The 16,082-nt window shown below is 64.1% G+C and carries 17 protein-coding genes; 11 read left to right on the top strand and 6 right to left on the bottom strand.

From position 1 onward, the window contains the following. The first annotated feature begins 220 nt into the window (after positions 1-220). The 3 genes from Q8R73_RS25130 to Q8R73_RS25120 are packed head-to-tail and all read left to right on the top strand — an operon-like array spanning position 221 to position 3,265. The gene (locus Q8R73_RS25130; protein WP_305722244.1) at positions 221-1,384 is read left to right on the top strand and encodes an efflux RND transporter periplasmic adaptor subunit; all 1,164 of its coding nucleotides are present in this window, start codon (positions 221-223) and stop codon (positions 1,382-1,384) included. After that, positions 1,381-2,526, top strand: coding sequence for an ABC transporter permease (locus Q8R73_RS25125; RefSeq protein ID WP_305722243.1), 1,146 nt, complete (start codon positions 1,381-1,383; stop codon positions 2,524-2,526). Before Q8R73_RS25130 ends, Q8R73_RS25125 begins: the two co-directional genes overlap by 4 nt. A gap of 4 nt (positions 2,527-2,530) precedes the next feature. Then, on the top strand, positions 2,531-3,265 hold the full coding sequence (locus tag Q8R73_RS25120; protein ID WP_305722242.1) for an ABC transporter ATP-binding protein: 735 nt from the start codon (positions 2,531-2,533) through the stop codon (positions 3,263-3,265). 12 nt (positions 3,266-3,277) lie between these two features. Here Q8R73_RS25120 and Q8R73_RS25115 read toward each other — a convergent pair whose 3' ends face one another. Both Q8R73_RS25115 and Q8R73_RS25110 read right to left on the bottom strand, forming a co-directional pair. Further along, positions 3,278-4,660 carry an MFS transporter gene (locus tag Q8R73_RS25115; RefSeq protein WP_305722241.1) on the bottom strand — a complete coding sequence of 461 codons (1,383 nt, stop codon included), beginning with the start codon at positions 4,658-4,660 and terminating at the stop codon, positions 3,278-3,280. A 12-nt stretch (positions 4,661-4,672) separates the two neighbouring features. Next, the gene (locus tag Q8R73_RS25110; RefSeq protein WP_305722240.1) at positions 4,673-5,467 is read right to left on the bottom strand and encodes a class II aldolase/adducin family protein; all 795 of its coding nucleotides are present in this window, start codon (positions 5,465-5,467) and stop codon (positions 4,673-4,675) included. A 354-nt stretch (positions 5,468-5,821) separates the two neighbouring features. Between Q8R73_RS25110 and Q8R73_RS25105 the strand changes: the two genes are divergently transcribed. The 6 genes from Q8R73_RS25105 to Q8R73_RS25080 all read left to right on the top strand — a co-directional run bounded on the left by Q8R73_RS25105 (position 5,822) and on the right by Q8R73_RS25080 (position 10,983). Further along, positions 5,822-7,153, top strand: coding sequence for an ABC transporter substrate-binding protein (locus tag Q8R73_RS25105; RefSeq protein WP_305722239.1), 1,332 nt, complete (start codon positions 5,822-5,824; stop codon positions 7,151-7,153). A gap of 76 nt (positions 7,154-7,229) precedes the next feature. Continuing rightward, positions 7,230-8,126, top strand: a complete 897-nt coding sequence (locus Q8R73_RS25100; RefSeq protein ID WP_305722238.1) for a branched-chain amino acid ABC transporter permease — start codon at positions 7,230-7,232, stop codon at positions 8,124-8,126. After that, entirely contained in the window at positions 8,126-9,079 is a 954-nt protein-coding gene (locus tag Q8R73_RS25095; RefSeq protein ID WP_305722237.1) for a branched-chain amino acid ABC transporter permease, read from the top strand. The genes Q8R73_RS25100 and Q8R73_RS25095 overlap by 1 nt, the downstream gene beginning before the upstream one ends. Continuing rightward, positions 9,076-9,879 (top strand): ABC transporter ATP-binding protein, encoded by an 804-nt coding sequence (locus tag Q8R73_RS25090; RefSeq protein WP_305722236.1) that lies wholly within the window; start codon positions 9,076-9,078, stop codon positions 9,877-9,879. The genes Q8R73_RS25095 and Q8R73_RS25090 overlap by 4 nt, the downstream gene beginning before the upstream one ends. Then, a complete protein-coding gene (locus Q8R73_RS25085) occupies positions 9,872-10,513 on the top strand; it encodes an ABC transporter ATP-binding protein (protein WP_305722235.1) in 642 nt (213 codons plus the stop codon). The genes Q8R73_RS25090 and Q8R73_RS25085 overlap by 8 nt, the downstream gene beginning before the upstream one ends. A gap of 176 nt (positions 10,514-10,689) precedes the next feature. Then, positions 10,690-10,983 carry an HdeA/HdeB family chaperone gene (locus tag Q8R73_RS25080; protein ID WP_305722234.1) on the top strand — a complete coding sequence of 98 codons (294 nt, stop codon included), beginning with the start codon at positions 10,690-10,692 and terminating at the stop codon, positions 10,981-10,983. Between the two features lie 61 nt (positions 10,984-11,044). Here Q8R73_RS25080 and Q8R73_RS25075 read toward each other — a convergent pair whose 3' ends face one another. Then, complete coding sequence (locus tag Q8R73_RS25075; RefSeq protein WP_305722233.1) at positions 11,045-11,512, bottom strand: PaaI family thioesterase; 468 nt, start codon at positions 11,510-11,512, stop codon at positions 11,045-11,047. A gap of 263 nt (positions 11,513-11,775) precedes the next feature. On the opposite strand from Q8R73_RS25075, the gene Q8R73_RS25070 reads away from it, so the two are divergent. Next, complete coding sequence (locus tag Q8R73_RS25070; RefSeq protein ID WP_305722232.1) at positions 11,776-12,051, top strand: hypothetical protein; 276 nt, start codon at positions 11,776-11,778, stop codon at positions 12,049-12,051. 326 nt (positions 12,052-12,377) lie between these two features. Here Q8R73_RS25070 and Q8R73_RS25065 read toward each other — a convergent pair whose 3' ends face one another. Then, entirely contained in the window at positions 12,378-13,091 is a 714-nt protein-coding gene (locus tag Q8R73_RS25065; RefSeq protein ID WP_305722231.1) for a Crp/Fnr family transcriptional regulator, read from the bottom strand. A gap of 234 nt (positions 13,092-13,325) precedes the next feature. Next, positions 13,326-14,084, bottom strand: coding sequence for a Crp/Fnr family transcriptional regulator (locus Q8R73_RS25060; RefSeq protein WP_305722230.1), 759 nt, complete (start codon positions 14,082-14,084; stop codon positions 13,326-13,328). 298 nt (positions 14,085-14,382) lie between these two features. Here Q8R73_RS25060 and Q8R73_RS25055 point away from each other — a divergent pair, with 298 nt between their 5' ends. Continuing rightward, positions 14,383-14,613, top strand: coding sequence for a hypothetical protein (locus Q8R73_RS25055; RefSeq protein WP_305722229.1), 231 nt, complete (start codon positions 14,383-14,385; stop codon positions 14,611-14,613). A gap of 540 nt (positions 14,614-15,153) precedes the next feature. Here the strand turns inward: Q8R73_RS25055 and Q8R73_RS25045 are convergent. Continuing rightward, positions 15,154-15,339 carry a hypothetical protein gene (locus tag Q8R73_RS25045; RefSeq protein WP_305722227.1) on the bottom strand — a complete coding sequence of 62 codons (186 nt, stop codon included), beginning with the start codon at positions 15,337-15,339 and terminating at the stop codon, positions 15,154-15,156. Positions 15,340-16,082 lie beyond the last annotated feature (743 nt).

Raw genomic sequence — 16,082 nt, 5'->3', positions numbered from 1 at the left:
CCCGGACGGTGAGGCCGAGTTCGCGCATCCGTCCGGCTGTTGATCCAGGTCAATACTAGAATCCCTCTGTCAAAGCACATTCACCAAGCTGCCTATAGTCGTCTCGCGCGGCGAATTGGATGGGATACCTGTGCCTGATACCCAAGGAAATTCAGCGAGCGTCCCTCCCATCGTCGGAGCCGCAAAGGGCGTCGTCGTCGGCGCTGACGGGAAATCACCCTTGCGCCGCAGGCGTCTTGTTCTCGTCGCCGTACTGCTCGCCATCCTCGTCGCTGCCGGCGCGGGTGCTTGGGCATTCTATCTTCGTCCGGTCAATGTGCGGGTCTCGCAGGTTGAGCGCGATGTCTCCGTCGAGGTTTTCGGGCTCGGCACCGTCGAGGCCCGCGTCACATCAAAGGTGGGATTCAAGGTTTCCGGTGTGCTCGTCGATCTTCGGGCGGATGTTGGAGAGCGCGTAGCGAAGGGCTCCGTTCTGGCTCGCCTTGACGACCGCGAACAAAGTGCGCGCGTAGCCAGGACCAGAGCGTCCATTGCACAGGCCGAAGCCAACGTGCAGCGGGCAACGGCGAGCGTGGAAAAGGCACGTGCCAACCATAACAATGCCCGGAGCATCAGCGAGCGGCGCCAAAAACTGTTTCTCAGCAACAGCACGTCAGTTGAGGCGGCCGAAACGGCGCAGGCTGTCCAGGATGCCGCATTCGGTGATCTGAATTTGGCTTCGAGCGATGTTCAGGTGGCGCGCGCCTCCGTTAACGATGCCAAGGCACAACAGCTGCTGGAATCGGCGACGCTGGACTTTCACACCCTCGCAGCGCCCTACGACGCGATGGTGACCGCGCGCACCAAGGAACTTGGCTCCGCCCTTGGCCCCGGCGAGCCGGTCTTCACGCTGATCGATCCGGCGACGGTGTGGGTGCTTGCCTATATCGACGAAAGCAAGGCCGGCGAGATCCGCGTCGGCAAGGCGGCGCAGATCGTGCTGCGCTCGCAGCCGGGCCGCCGCATCGCCGGCCGCGTAGCTCGGATCGAGCCCGAGAGCGACCGCGTCAACGAGGAGCGCCGCGTCGCGGTCGCCTTCGATCAAATACCGGCAGAGTTCAACCTGGGCGAACAGGCCGAGGTCTACATCACGACGGTGCATCTGGCGCAACCGAGACTGGTACCTGAGGCGGCGATCGCCGGCCTCGGCAAGAACAGGGGAACGGTGTGGACCGTCGAGGACGGCCGCCTGCAGCAGCACACCGTGACGCTCGGACACAGGTTGCTCGACGGACGCTTCGAAATCACCGGCGGCGTTCCCGACAATGCCCTTGTGGTATCGCAGCTACGCAGCGGGCTGCGCGTGGGCCGCGCGGCGAAGGTGGCTGCCGGGAAGTCACCATGAATCTCGCCTATCGCGACATCAAGCACAATCTGCTGCGCTTCACACTGACGAATTTCGGCCTGAGCCTGCTGCTCGGCATCGTGATCATGATCACCGGCGTTTACGGGGGCCTGATTGACGACGCGTTGCGGCAGGCCCGCGCGGCGAGGGCCGACCTCTGGGTCGTCCAGGCCGATACCAAGGGGCCGTTCGCCGAATCGTCGCGCATTCCCGGTGATACACGGGAGCTGGTCAGCCGCGTCTACGGTGTGGAGCGTGCCGGCGCGGTCACCTACCAGTCGGTTCAGGCCGAACTGAACGGCGCGCCGCACCGACTCTTTCTCATCGGCTACCAGCTGGGGCGCCCGGGCGGACCCAGCAAGATCGTCGCCGGGCGCGAGATCTTGCGCAGCCACTATGAAATTGTCGTGGACCGTCGCGCGGGTCTTGCGCTCGGCCAGGAAATTCCGCTCGGCACCCGTGGCCACAAATTCACCGTGGTCGGGCTGATGCAGAACGAGGTCACCTCAGCCGGCGATCCCGTCGCCTATATCACCTTGCGCGACGCCCAACGGCTCCAGTTCGAAGTCGCACCGCCTTCGACACGGCGCGAACAGGCGCGCGGCGGAGCGCTGCAAACCAACGATCAGATCAATGCCGTCATCGCCAGGGTCTCACCCCATGTTCCCGCCAACGAGGTGGCGACCGCGCTCTCGCGCTGGAAGCACCTCACGGCGCTCACCCAGGCACAACAGGAGACCATGCTGAGCATGGTCGTCATCGAAAGAGCGCGCAAGCAGCAGATGCTGATCATGGTGCTGCTGGTGATCGTATCGGCCGTTATCATCGCGCTGATCATCTACACCATGACGATGGACAAGGTGCGCTCGATCGCCACGCTCAAATTCATCGGTGCGCCCGATCGCACCATCGTCGGCCTCATCATTCAGCAGGCTCTATCGTTGGGGATCGTCAGCTATCTCGCAGGGATGGCGCTCGTTTTCATCTTCAGACCGTACTTTCCGCGGCGGCTGGTGTTCGATCCCGAGAGTGTCGCTGTTGTGTTCATCATCACTGTCGTGATGTGCCTTGCCGCCAGCATCCTCGGGATCCGGCTAGCTCTAAAGGTGGACCCGGCGGAAGCGCTGGCGACTTCGGGATAGGACGATGGCAGGAGAAGGAAGACAGGCGGTCGTATCCGTCGAGCACGTCTCCAAGTATTTCGGCGTGGGGGCCGCCCGGGTCGATGCGCTGATCGACATCAACCTGGATGTTTATCCCGGCCAGGTCGTCGGGCTGATGGGCCCGAGCGGTTCGGGCAAGACCACGCTGCTCAACTGCATCGCCTGCATTTCGCAGCCGAGCAGCGGCCGGCTTACTCTCGACGGCGAGGTGGTCTATGATGATCGCTGGCTGAAGGCCGACCTGCGCCGGCTGCGTCTCGACAAGATCGGCTTCATCTTTCAATATCCCAATCTGCTGCCGTTCCTCGACGCCACCGACAATGTCGCTGTGGTACTCCGGCTTGCCGGGCTGGGTTCCGCGGCGTCTCTCTCGCGCGCGGTCGAGTTACTGGAGTATCTCGAGGTAGGCCACCGCAGGCACGCCTTGCCGAAGCAACTCTCCGGCGGCGAAGCACAACGGGTGGCGATCGCGCGGGCTCTCGCCAATCGGCCGCGCATCATTCTCGCCGACGAGCCGACCGCGCCGCTCGATTCGCAACGCGCCAGAATCGTGATGGACCTGTTGCGCCGGATTGCCATAGACCAGAATGCCGCGATCATCTGCGTCACGCATGACGAAATGATACTCGATCGGTTCGATCACATTTACCGGCTGCGCGACGGCCGGCTCGATATCGAGGCACCCGCAGGCCCTCGTCTCGAACCGGCTGCGCGTTAGTGTTGGCGTCGCCTAACGTTGAACGCGACCGCCCTTGTTGCGCGATGAAAGCGCCAACAGGCCCGCACTGGCAAAGGCCAGCAAAGCCGCCAGCTGAAAGGTCTGATGGAAGGCGTCGAAGAAGCCATGCTGCACGTGCAGGATTTCAAACACCATCAGGACGATCGAAGCCGCGGCGACGGTACCCAGCGTGCGCGTCAGCAGCGCGAGGCTGCCCGCGACCCCGCGATCCCCCAGCGGAAGCGCTGCCGTCACGATATCGGTGTAAGCGAGCTGGAACAGGCCGAGGCCGACGCCCTGGACGAGCAGCCCGGCGACGCGCAACGCGGTCGGCGTCTGTTCGGTCCATGCGCTGAGCAGGATGAGGCCGGCGCCGATGGCCGCGGCGCCTGCGAGCGCCAGCCGTTCGGCGGAGATTCGCGCCCCGATCAGGCGACCGCCGATCGGCGCAGCCAGTGCCGCACCGGCCGCGCCGCAGGCCAGAATGGCGCCGCTCTCGCCAAGCGAATAGCCGTTCACGCGGGTCAGATAATAGGGCACCAGCAGCCAGACCGAAAACGCCGCGAGATTGGCGAGAACGCTGACGAGGTTCAGGATCGCAAATCCCGGCAGGCGAAACACCGCGAAATCGACGATCGGCCGCGCCGCGCGCGACTGCCGGAAGATGAAGCCGGCAAAGGCGAGGGCGGACAGCAGCGCGAGCCAGACGGCGGACCATTCGCGCATGCGGTTGAACGCCATCAGCATCGTCACCAGCCCCAGCGCCAGCGCGATGCCGGCCGGAATGTCCAGCGGATCGCGCGACGCCTGCGGTTGCGACGCCGGCAGGCCGCGCAACAGCAACAGCGCCGCGATCGCGATCGGGATGCGAAACCAGAACACCGCCGGCCAGTCCCAGCTCGCCACCAGCACCCCGCCGAGCAGCGGACCGAGCATCAGGCCGAGCGCCATCATCATGGTATAGATGCCGAGCGCCCGGCTGCGCCGTTCCTCGCCGTAGAGACTTGTCACCAGAGCCGCGCCGCAGCTCAGCACCAGGGCGGCGCCGATGCCCTGCATGCAGCGAAACACCAGCATCGCGCCGTAGCTCGGCGCATAGCCGACGAGCAGGAACGCCACCGCGCTGCACACCAGCCCGGTCCGGTAGACGACGGCGTGGCCGATGGTGTCGCCGATCCGCCCCAGCACCAGCAGCAGGCTGGCGTAGGCCAGCACGTAGCAGATCACCACCCACTGGATGTCGCCGATCGCCAGATCGAATCCCCTGGTGATGGCGGGGAAGGCGATGTTGACGGCGGTGTCTAGCTGCGTCGTAGCCGTGCCCAGCCCGATCATCGCGATCTGCCAGGCTCTGGAACGAAGGATGCCGGGTGACGCGCCGCGAGGATCGGCCAACAAGCGGTCCGATCAGTTCCGGTAGGAAGGGTCGACCCGATCGAGCTTGCGCAGCAGCGCGGGCCACGCCAGTTCGCCGTTGCGGTTTGGCAGGTCCACGCGAGGCTTCATCTTGTCGAAGGTCGCTTCCAGGATCTCCTGCGGCGGGCGGATCAGCTTGGTATTGCAGGACAGCGCCATGACCTGCACCTCGCAGGCGCGCTCCATGCGATACAACAGGTTGAATGTCGAGGGGACGTTGCGGCCGACCACGAGCAGTCCGTGGTTGCGCAACACCATCGCTTCGTGATCGCCGAGGTCGGCCACCAGCCGCTCGCGCTCGCCGATGTCGTCGGCGATGCCTTCGAAATCGTGGTAGGCGACATGAAGAAACCGCATCGAGGTCTGCGCCAGCGGCAGCAGCCCGCATTCCATTGCCGAGACCGCCATGCCGGCCGGCGTGTGGGTATGCGCCACGCAGTCCATTTCGGGCCGCGCCATGTGAATGGCGCTGTGAATGACGAAGCCGGCGGCGTTGACGCCGTAGTCCGACGCATTGAACAGGGTGTTGCCGTCGAGATCGACCTTGATCAGGCACGAGGCATCGATTTCCTCGTACAGCATTCCGTACGGATTGATCAGGAACTGATCGTGCGATCCCGGCACGCGGCAGGAGATGTGGTTGGCGATCATCTCCGTCATGCCGTACATCGCGGTGAGGCGGTAGCAGGCGGCGAGGTCGACGCGGGTTTGCCATTCTTCGGGGCTGACCTGCTCGCGAACCGATTTGACGACTTTGATGGCGGGCGAATTCAAGGGACGGTTCATGGAGCCTCTCCGCTGCAACGGGCTATGTTCCTGCAAGAATCTGGTGGCTGGGTCTCGCCTGCGACGTTACTTGCTCGACGGGCACCGCGGCAAGCGCTGACGGCACAGTCCTGCAATGCGGCCGGCGCTAATGCGCTGCAGCATAAATCGATTCCCGGGACGACCGGTCCCGCTGCACGTGCAGCGAGAATTTCCGCGCCGACTCTGGCCGGGGAATTTTCCGCTTCCTGAAATGACAGCCGCGGAAAGCGTGGCGCGGCAATGTGGCCGTATTGGCATCGCCCGAAATCGCGCATACACTTTTCCCACAAGAGCCGTAACGGCCAAAAAAGATTCATCATGGGGAGGGTTCGGATGCAGAGGACGAGCGTAGGCGCGCGTTGGGCGCGCAGGATATCGGCGGCGTTGCTGTTCACTTCTTTGCCTGTCGCGGCGGTCGCGCAGACCGCACCGGCGGCGCCGGCGGCCCCGCCGGTGAAACTCGGAATCGTCACCTTCCTGACCGGCCCGGCCGCCGGCCCGTTCGGAATACCCGGGCGCAACTCCGCCGAAATCATGATCGAAATGCTCAACGCCGGCAAAGTGCCGGCGCCCTATGCGAGCGTCGGTCTCGCCGGTGCGCCGATCCTGCCGAAATTCGTCGACGAGGCCGGCTCCTCGGCAAACCAGGTCACCGAATTCCGCAACCTCGTTCAACGCGACGGCATGAATGCGGTCGTCGGATATATCTCGTCGGGCAATTGCCTCGCTGTGGCCCCGGTTGCCGAAGAACTGAAGGCGCTGACCGTGTTCTGGGATTGCGGCACGCCCCGGATCTTCGAGGAAAGGCCGCTCAAATACGTATTCCGCGCGACGCCGCACGCCACCATGGATAACGTCGCGGCCGCCCGCTACGTGCTGAAGAAATTCCCCGACCTCGCTTCGTTTTCGGGCATCAACCAGAACTACGCCTGGGGACAGGACAGCTGGCGTGATTTCGTCGCGGCCATGAAAGCGCTGGCGCCCAAGGCGACGGTCGACAAGGAGCTGTTTCCGAAATTGTTCGCGGGCGAATTCGGCGCGGAAATCTCGGCGTTGCTGACCACCAATTCCAAGGTGGTGCATTCCAGCTTCTGGAACGGCGATCTCGAGAGTTTCATCGTCCAGAGCGGTGCGCGCGGTCTGCCGGCGCGCTCCACCATGGTCTACACCGCCGGCGAAACCGCCATGTTCCGGCTCGGCGCCAAGATCCCTGACGGTACCATCATCGGAGCCCGCGGCCCGCACGGCGTGATGGCGCCCGACACCCCCCTGAACAAGTGGTTCCGCGGGGTTTACGAGGATCGCTTCGCCACGGCGCCGACCTATCCGGCCTATCACATGGCGCAGTCGATCCTCGGGCTCAAATCCGCATGGGACAAGGCCGCGGCAACGAAGGGCGGCCAGCAACCCTCGATCGACGAGGTGGTGAAGGCGTTCGAGGGTCTCGAGTTCGAGGGACCGAGCGCCAGGATCCGCATGGCGATCGGCAACGGCCACCAGGGTATCGCCGATATCGCCTATGGCAGCTTCCGTTTCAACAAGGCGGAAAACAAGGCCGAAATCGTCGACATCGTCCGCTATCCCGCCGAGTGCGTGAATCCTCCCGACAACATGACCTCGACGGCGTGGCTCGCAGCCGGCATGCCCGGAGCCAAATGCAACTAGCCGCCGCACGATTGCCTGCAGCCGGCCCCGCCGGCTGCAGCCCAGCTGCATTTCACGAAACAAGGGACGGCATCCGGTGATCACTGTTATCGCCATCGTTACCGATGGCCTGGTCTATGCCGCCTGGCTGTTTGTCGTCGCCATCGGCCTGACGCTGATTTTCGGCGTCATGAAGATTCTGAATGTCGCCCATGGCGCGTTCTACGCCTTTGGCGCCTATGCGGCGGCGACCGCGATCGGGCTGTATTTCGACCGCGGCTGGCCCGTCGTCGGCGGCTATCTGGTGGTTGCCATCGCGGCGATCGCGATCGGCCTGGTGATGGGTTACATCCTGGAGCGGGTGTTTCTCCGCCGCGTCTACGGCAAGGATGAAGTCGTCGTCGTCCTCATCACCTACGCGCTGTTCCTGATCCTGGAAGACGTGCTGATCCTGATCTGGGGCACCGACGGCCGGTCGGCCTATCAGCCCTATACCGAGGCCGGCAGCTTCACGGTCGGCGGATTGCCGCTGTCCGTCTACGACATCGGTCTGGTCGGGTTCGCGGGTCTGCTGGCGATCGCGTCCACGCTGGCCATCAAGAGGACGACCTTCGGAAGGCTGTTGACGGCGGTGATCTACGATCGCGAAACCGCCGCCGCGTTCGGCGTCAATGTCTCCAGGGTCTACACGGTGACGTTTCTGGTCGGCGCGGTGCTCGGCGCGCTCGGCGGCGCATTGACCGCGCCCAAGATTTCGGTGACCCCCGGGCTCGGGGTCGAGGTCATCGTGCTCGCCTTCGCAGTGGTGGCGATCGGCGGAATGGGCTCGATGGAGGGGGCGCTGGTCGGCGCCCTGATCGTCGGCCTGTTCCGCGCCGGCGCCGTGCACCTGGTACCGCAACTCGAACTGTTCTCGATCTATGCGGTGATGGCGCTGGTGCTGGTGTTTCGTCCGCAAGGTCTGTTCAGCCGCGCTCAACCGAGAAAAATCTGATGACCGGATCTCGCATTCTCCTCGGCGCGGCGATCCTCGGCGGGTTGGGGGCGGCAGCACCCTTCACGCCGCTCTGGCTGATCTCGCTGGTGACCCTTGCGATGTCCACCGGGCTCGTGGTCTGCGGCCTCATCATCCTGTGGCGCGCCGGCCTGGTTCCGTTCGGCCAGGCCCTGTTCTTTGCGACGGGAGCCTACACGGTGGCCCTGTCGGGGCGCTGGTTCGGGGTGAACGACGCTTTCCTGCTGATCGGGCTGGCCGTGATCATGGCGGCGCTGGTGGCACTGCTGGTCGGTTTCCTGCTCGCGCAGTACCGCGAGATCTTTTTCGCCATGCTCAGCCTGGCGCTGTCGATGATCCTGTACGGCGTGCTGGTCAAATCCGAGACGCTGGGCTCGACCGACGGCATCAATGTCGCCCAGGCCAGCTTCTTCGGCATGAAGCCGCGCGGTCCCGGCTACACTTTCGCGCTGTTCTGGCTGGCGCTCGGCATGGTGTTTTCCGCCTGGGTGGGCGTTTCGGCCTATCTTGGTTCGGTGGCCGGCCAGCTCGCCGGCGCGATCCGCGACAATGAAATCCGCGTCGAATATCTCGGCATTTCCGTCACCCGTCTGGTGCATCTGAAACTGACCATTTCGGCGGCGCTGGCGGGCGCCGGCGGGGCGCTGGCGGCGCTGTCGATCAGCCATGTCGATCCGCAGATGGCCTATTGGACCACGTCCGGCGGCTTCGTGTTCGTGACCATCCTGGCCGGCGCGGCGTCGGTCCCGGCGGCGTTTCTCGGTGCGCTGCTGTTCGAGGTCGTCCGCACCATCGCGGTCGCCCTGCTGCCCGGCGGCTGGCAATTGATCCTGGGGTCGGTGCTGCTGCTGACGATCCTGTTCGTGCCCGAGGGGCTCGGCTCCCTGATGATCCGCAAACGCGCCAACGCGGCCGGAAAGGGGACGGCATGAGCGCGCTGCTTTCCGTCAAGGGGCTCGAAAAGAGCTTCGGTCAGGTCGTCGCCGCCCGCGATATCAATGTCGACGTGCCGCAGGGGCAGACCGTCGGGATCATCGGCGCCAACGGCGCCGGCAAGACCACCTTCGTCAACATGATCACCGGCCATCTGACGCCGTCGGGCGGCAGCATCCAGTTCGAGGGCAGCGACATCACCGGGCTGCCGTCGCGAAAAATCATGCGGCTGGGCATCGCGCGTTCGTTCCAGGTGGCGCAGGTCTTTCCGAGCTTCAGCGTGTTCGAGAACCTGTGCGCGGCTACCGCGATCGCCCGTTCCGGCAGTTCCGTGGTCGGTGCGGCGCTGTCGCGTTTTGTCTCGGCCGGGACATCGGCCGATGCCGAAACCGCGCTCGACCAGTTCCAGATCAGCCGGTTTCGCGACGCGCTGGCGTCGACGCTGCCGCAGGGCGTGCGCAAGCTGCTCGACATTGCGATGGCGACGGCGGGAAATCCGCGTGTCCTGCTGCTCGATGAGCCGACCAGCGGGATCAGCCTGGAGGAGAAATTCGGCCTGATGGACGTCATCATGGGGGCGCTGAAGGCGCGCGGCACCACCATCCTGTTCGTGGAGCACGACATGGAGATCGTGCAGCGGTTCGCCGATCGCGTGCTGGCTTTCTACGACGGCACCGTGATCGCGGACGGTTCGCCCGCCGAGGCACTCGGCGACGAGCGCGTGCGCGAGTTCATCACGGGAACGCTGATCCGCTCCAGGGACGGCAAACTCAACGCCGGCAGGGCGTCCCATGCTTGAGGTATCCGCGCTGCACGTCTCGATCGGCGCCATCGAGATCATCCGCGATGCGCAATTGTCGCTCGGCGAGCGGCAGTTCTCCGGCCTGATCGGACGCAACGGCGCCGGCAAGACGACGTTGATGCGGGCCCTGATGGGCGCGCTGCCGGCGCGCGGCACCATGACCCTGGATGGCGTCGATCTGCTGGCGGAGCCGGCGCATCGCCGCGCCGCGCTCGGGCTCGGCTACATGCCGGAAGACCGCCGGCTGGTGCCGGAATTCGTGGTCGAGGAAAACATCCTGCTGCCGGCGCTGGCAACTGGATCGACCGACGCGCAGGAGCGCCTCGAACGCATTTATTCGCTGATGCCGGAGGTTGCGAATTTCCGGCGCCGCCGCGCCATGGAGCTCTCGGGCGGCCAGCAGAAGATGGTGGCTTTGGCCCGGGCCTTGATGGCGGGACGCCGTTTGCTCGTGCTGGATGAGCCGTTCGAGGGCCTGGCGCCGGCGCTGGCGCGCCGGCTCGGCGAAGTTCTCTCGAACCTCAAGGACGAGGGTGTGTCGGTGCTGATGTCGGAATCCAACGAGACCCACGTCATCGATCTCTTGGATCGCACCTTCCGCATCGAGCGCGGCGCGGTCGTCGCGGGCTGACAAAGCGGGCATGATGCGGCCCCGATTGAATACGCCGTCGAGCTGGTTGTGACATTCCAACAGGGGGGCTCGCCGGTTGGATTGATTTTTTTCGATCGACACCCAGAAATGGTGCTGGCGCGGCGTTGCGAAATCGGTTTTCTTGCGATCGGAATTCACATTGCAGGGAGATGATGATGAGAAGGATGGCTCCGCTTCTGGTGGCCGCTGGCCTGGTGCTGTCGTCGGCGCCGTCCCATGCCGTCGTGCTGGATCTGTCGACCATGACCTGCAAGCAGTTCCTCGAGGGCGGCGACGACACCATCAAGATGGTGCTGACCTGGATGGACGGCTGGTACAAGGGCGATTCCGACGAGGCGATCATCGACACCGATGTGTTCGTTGAAAACGCCAAGAAATTCGGCAGCTTCTGCGGCAACAATCCGAGCATCAGCATCGTCAACGCCGCCGAAAAGGTGCTCGGGAAGTAATCCGCTGCGGGCTTTCCGCCGACAGTGCCGGCTCACGCGGCGGGCGTTCGCCCGAAGGCGGCTATGCCAGCATCGCGAACGCGCTGGAGACCATCGCCACCGGCTTGTGGTCGCTGGCGCTGGACAGCGTGACGCGGCCGAAACTCATGGTGCGGCCCATCCGGACCACCCGCGCGTCCGCCAGCACGTCCGAGGCGGTCGCGGCCCGCATGAAATGCGTGGTTTGGTCAACCGTCGTCATCGGCCGGTAGCCGCGGTTGGCCGCCATGTTCGCGATCACCATCGCGGTATCCGCGAATGCCATCAGCGCCTGGCCGCACACGATGCCGCCGTTGCGGCACAGCCGCTCCGAGATGGGCATGCGGAGGACGGCGCCCGGTTGCCAGTCGGCGGCAGCATTCGGCGGCGGGTTAATATCGATGCCCTCGATCGACAATCTGAGGTCCTGCACCCACGGCGCAAATATATCGCCAAGCAGGCGCCTGGCTTCCTCGAGACCGAATTCCCTGGGCGGCTGATCCTGCGTCAACGTTGGTTCCCTCGCTTCATTCGGCTTCCCCGCATTCTTAGGTGCCTCCGCCCCAAATGAACACTCCCGGTAAGGCTCAAAAATGCCTGACTTCGGGCCGTATCATCCCGTTGGGGAGTGCGTATGGGGAAGTGCGTCGTGGCGCGATCGCCGGAATCCTGCATATCGGACCGCTCTTGACCCAACGAGCCGGCCTGTTGGCGCGCTTGGCGTGGCGGCTGGCGCGGTGATATATTGCCCGCAATCTGCAGGGAGTTTGCCCGATGAGAATTCTTGGCGCCGTGGCTGTCATCGTGTTGCTGGCAGGGCCGGCCTATGCGCAAACGCCCAACATCAACCTGATCCCGGAAATGCAATCCAAGACGCCGGAGGAGAAGGAAGCCGAAGCGGTGAGGGACAAGGCCTACAAGGAATCGCTGAAGAAGATTCCGGATGCCAAGGCTTCCTCCGACCCGTGGGGCAATGTGCGCGGCAACGATACGCCGAAGACGTCGGCCCCCGCCAAGCCGCGCACCAAGACCGGCAGCACCACGCGATAATGGCTTGCGGGTTCTGATTGCTTCAGAACCCGCTCCAAAAGGCTATGGGCGCGGATGAGGCCGGCCGCCGAGGCTGCGCAACGACGCGGCCAGCCGGGCCATGAAGGATCTCACCCACGGGTCCTCAGACGCGGACAGGCTGTCCGGCGTGCCCGGTGCGGACCACAATGCGTCCCTGGTCCTGTCGTCCAGGATTTGAAGCCGGCGCGTGCGTGTTTTTGGTGCGGGTGCTGTCATGGTGGCCCCTTTGCTGGGGAACCAACGGACGACTCTCGATAGCGTTCCAACAAAAATACAGTTAATGGTTGAAAATCCGCGGCCCGCGGTCAGGCCAGCGTGGCCGATTGGTCGAGCAGCGTCTCGTAGCATTCGCAGGACATCCGCATCAGCGCCTGCCGGTCCAGGATCTTGATGACGCCGCGTGAATAGGTGATCGCGCCCGCGGCCTGCACCTTGCTCGCGACTTCGGTCACCGAAGTGCGCCGGACCCCGAGCATTTCCGCGAGGAATTCCTGGGTGAGGGGCACGGTGTCGCTGGCCGCGCGGTCCGCGCTTTGCAGCAGCCAGCGGCAGAAGCGCGCCTCGATCGAGTGCAGCGCGTTGCAGGCGGCGGTCACCCGCGCCTGCGACAGCAGCACCTCGTTGTAGCGAATGCAGAGATTGCGAACGGGATCGCTGCCGGCGGCGACCGTCCTGAAATGGCTGGCGGCGATCCTGCTGACCGATACCGGCATCTGCACCACGACGCGGACCAGCGACTTGTAGAGGCCAAGCCCCGCCATCGCGCCGACCACGCCCTCGCGGCCGACCGTGGCGGTCTCGATCGCCTTGCCGTCGCGCAGCACGGCGAGCAGCGACAGCATGCCATACTGCGGAAAGTAGACCTGGTCGACCTCGTCGCCGGCCTCGGTCAGCACGACTCCCTGTGGCAGGGCGACCGTCGACAGATGCGGAAGCAGCCGATCGAAATCGTCGCGCGGCAGCGAGGCAAGCAGCTTGTTGTCCAAGGGAAGACCGGCCTTCAAAACGGGTACTGGCAATGCGATATCCTGCCCGGTCGGTCGGGCCGATTTACCGCAGGGGGTTAGGGAGAACGCTCCGAGAGGGCGGTCCGCGGGAAGGCCCTGTATAGGGACAAGGAGGGGGCGCTGTCGGTCCGGTAGCCGTCATAGCGGGATTTTCGCGCGGCTTGCACGGCTGCAGCTTTTGCTCGGGATCATCTTGGCGAATCGAAATCGTGCGTCGGCATGCTGATGAGGACGGTGCGGTCTCGGCTAGCCGATTTCGCTGACCGATCGATGCGTCTTGTCGGTACGCGGCGCCGCGGGAGTGTCGCCGAGCAGCCGGTCGAACTCGAGTTTCGAAATCTCGTAGCATTCGCAGGACCGCTGCTTCAGTGTCTGGCGATCGAGGATCGTCACGTGGCCGCGACGGTACCGGATCAGCCCGGCTCTTTGCAGGGATCCCATCACGTCGGTGACCGACGTCCTGCGGACCCCGAGCATCATTCCGAGGAATTCCTGGGTCAGCAGGAAATCGTCCGATGGCATCCGGTCGCGCGTCATCAGGAGCCAGCGGCAGCAGCGCTGCTCCAGATGGTGGAGATTGGCGCAGGCGCCCGATTGCGCGACCTGGTTGAAGAAGGCATGGGCATAGCGGAGCATGACCATGTTGAGCGCCGAACTACGATTGAGCTCGGCCCGGAAAATGCGGGCGTCCATCTGGAGCCCTGTTCCCGGCACCTGCATGTAAACCGAAGACGTTGCAACATCATCGCCGAGACAAACCGGCAATCCGACGATGCCCTCGTTGCCGATGGTGCCGACCTCGGCGCTACGGCCGTCCGAGGTCGTGATCACCAGCGACGCGACTCCGTCGATGGGAAAAAAGATGTGTGTGATCGGACGCGAAGCTTCGTAGAGGCTTTTCTTGTAATCCAGCGTGACGTGCGACAGATGCGGCCGCAGTCGCTGGTAGTCCTCATCGGACAACAGCGAAAGAAGCCGGTTGGTTCGTCGATCGATATCCGGCATGCCGTAAGGTTCTCTTTGGTTGGCCGCGCCCGGCTGGTTCCCGAAAGGGAAACGGCGCCACCCGACTCGCTCTCAATGAGGCGCGGGAGCCCTTGTTGGCTCTCAGTCGCCGGCATCCGATGGGTCGCTGCCGACGATGTCCACTTGTAGCGCCGTCATGTCCGGCAAGCGACTCAATTCCATATTCCCTGGTGTACGTTCTGCGGAAACTGATCGGCCAGGAAACTGATTGGCCAGGACTCGGATTGGAGACCGCCCGCGTTATAATGGAACGGTTGTCAGAGTTTGGAGTTCCGACATGGCCGCTCGCCCGCGCGATCTCGCCGACCGGATGGCCGCCCGGCGCAAGCCGGACGACGGTTTTCTGCGCCAAACCTTTACGCTGCCGCGCGCCGCGGCGCGGACAATGGCGCGGGACTTCCTCACCCGCTTCCCCAAGGCCGCCTATATGAGCGAGGTCGAAAGCTGGCGCGAACTGCCGGGCGGCGAGATCGAGTTCACCATGCGCAGGCTGGGCAGCGCCGACTAGACTTTCCGGCTGACCGACCCTAAGCGCGGTCCGCGACCACATGGTTGCAGGCGTAGCAGCGGAAAACCTTGATCGCGGAGCGGATCGACAGCGCCGGCAGTTCAGCCAGCTGCTTCATGGCCGCAGCGCATTTTTCGCAGCGGCGCCCGGAATCATCTTGATCCGCCGGTTCGGGCGGAATAGTCGCGTCGCCAGACGCCATCACGGCCGCCCCTGTGTTTCTGGAATCGTTGATGTCTGATTGCCACGACGGCAGCCCGGGTGTGAGGAGGCCAAATGCCGCGCGTGAACGGCGGACCGGCCCCCGGATCAATCCTGGTCTTCTGCGCCCAATAATTTGCCGTTCGACCGGTTAATGAAATGAAGCCGGCTGCAGGCCTGGCAGACCACGGTCTCGTAACTGTAATTAGAATCCTCATCGGGGTCGTCCGCCAGCCAGTGCTGTACGTTCATGCCGGTCCGCGGACATTTGAAGATGAGGTTCGCCATAGGGCCGCCAATTTGGGGCCAGCATGGTCGTTCGCCTTGATCCCGATCAATTTATCCGGATCCGGTAGCGGCCTTCTTGAGCTCGCGGTTAATCCGCAACTGAACCCGGCGGATGGCGAGCTGCCTGATATTGGACTCGGTCTTGCCGGATATCACGGCGTCGCCGATCCGGAACTGCCATTGCCAGACGCCCGGCGCTGACTGGGTAACGGTGTATTCGACGCCCCGATGCATCATCGGAAATCCCCCGGCTCCTGAATGCCGATTCCATTATAAAACTACAGGTTGTTAAATTGAATACCGCGCGTATGTAAGATTGTTTTTTGGCGGGTGCCGGTTCGGGGGCTGGGAACAGGACGGCCGTCGGGCACAAGGCGGCGTTGGCGAAGCCCGCGGGGGAGGGGCGCTGCTTCCGGTACAAGGGAAGATCGCGGAATTTCGCTACCTTGGCGCTCTCAAGGCCGGAGACGCCAGCCAGCTGCCGATGACATCGGATGCGGCCGTCATCTTGCGGGCCCTCTGCAGCAAACCGTCCCGCATGTCGCCGACGGGAAGTTTGTCGGCGGCTTCGCGCAGTTCGGAGGCCCTGAGTTCGAGGCAGCCCTGGACTGTTTGATGGAAGGGGTGAGCCAATCGGGTGCTCCGGATCATTCCGCGTGGTGTCCCGCCAAGTTTGGCACGCCTCCCGCCTCAGCCAGCGGTCACCAAGGCGCATCTCCGTAGTACTACGGAGAACGTTTAGGGGGTGTTAACCAAGTCGGCGGGCCGCTGAAATCAAATTATGGCAGTTGTGTTTTTGCCTTAGAGCCGCCGCGAAGGGAAACGTACGCGCCCTCCTGCAGATTTATCCCTTGACGCCAAGTAAAAATATCCGTATTCTATCCCTCAATCGCAGGTAGCAGGGGATACGGTCATGGCCAAGTACACTTTCAAGCAGTTTCAGGCCGAGTATCCGGACGATGCGTCCTGCCTCGCCCGCC

The sequence above is a fragment of the Bradyrhizobium sp. genome, from assembly GCF_030697065.1.
Taxonomy (GTDB): Bacteria; Pseudomonadota; Alphaproteobacteria; order Rhizobiales; family Xanthobacteraceae; genus Bradyrhizobium.
The sequence above is the reverse complement of the archived record's forward strand: the minus strand, read 5'-3'. Positions and strand labels throughout refer to the sequence as shown.

What these genes read in the sequence shown, in the direction of transcription:
- Q8R73_RS25125 (WP_305722243.1), top strand. Translation starts at nt 1,381, where the DNA reads ATGAATCTCGCCTATCGCGACATCAAGCACAATCTGCTGCGCTTCACA.
- Q8R73_RS25120 (WP_305722242.1), top strand. Translation starts at nt 2,531, where the DNA reads ATGGCAGGAGAAGGAAGACAGGCGGTCGTATCCGTCGAGCACGTCTCC.
- Q8R73_RS25110 (WP_305722240.1), bottom strand. Translation starts at nt 5,467, where the DNA reads ATGAACCGTCCCTTGAATTCGCCCGCCATCAAAGTCGTCAAATCGGTT.
- Q8R73_RS25105 (WP_305722239.1), top strand. Translation starts at nt 5,822, where the DNA reads ATGCAGAGGACGAGCGTAGGCGCGCGTTGGGCGCGCAGGATATCGGCG.
- Q8R73_RS25095 (WP_305722237.1), top strand. Translation starts at nt 8,126, where the DNA reads ATGACCGGATCTCGCATTCTCCTCGGCGCGGCGATCCTCGGCGGGTTG.
- Q8R73_RS25090 (WP_305722236.1), top strand. Translation starts at nt 9,076, where the DNA reads ATGAGCGCGCTGCTTTCCGTCAAGGGGCTCGAAAAGAGCTTCGGTCAG.
- Q8R73_RS25085 (WP_305722235.1), top strand. Translation starts at nt 9,872, where the DNA reads ATGCTTGAGGTATCCGCGCTGCACGTCTCGATCGGCGCCATCGAGATC.
- Q8R73_RS25080 (WP_305722234.1), top strand. Translation starts at nt 10,690, where the DNA reads ATGAGAAGGATGGCTCCGCTTCTGGTGGCCGCTGGCCTGGTGCTGTCG.
- Q8R73_RS25070 (WP_305722232.1), top strand. Translation starts at nt 11,776, where the DNA reads ATGAGAATTCTTGGCGCCGTGGCTGTCATCGTGTTGCTGGCAGGGCCG.
- Q8R73_RS25060 (WP_305722230.1), bottom strand. Translation starts at nt 14,084, where the DNA reads ATGCCGGATATCGATCGACGAACCAACCGGCTTCTTTCGCTGTTGTCC.
- Q8R73_RS25055 (WP_305722229.1), top strand. Translation starts at nt 14,383, where the DNA reads ATGGCCGCTCGCCCGCGCGATCTCGCCGACCGGATGGCCGCCCGGCGC.
- Q8R73_RS25045 (WP_305722227.1), bottom strand. Translation starts at nt 15,339, where the DNA reads ATGATGCATCGGGGCGTCGAATACACCGTTACCCAGTCAGCGCCGGGC.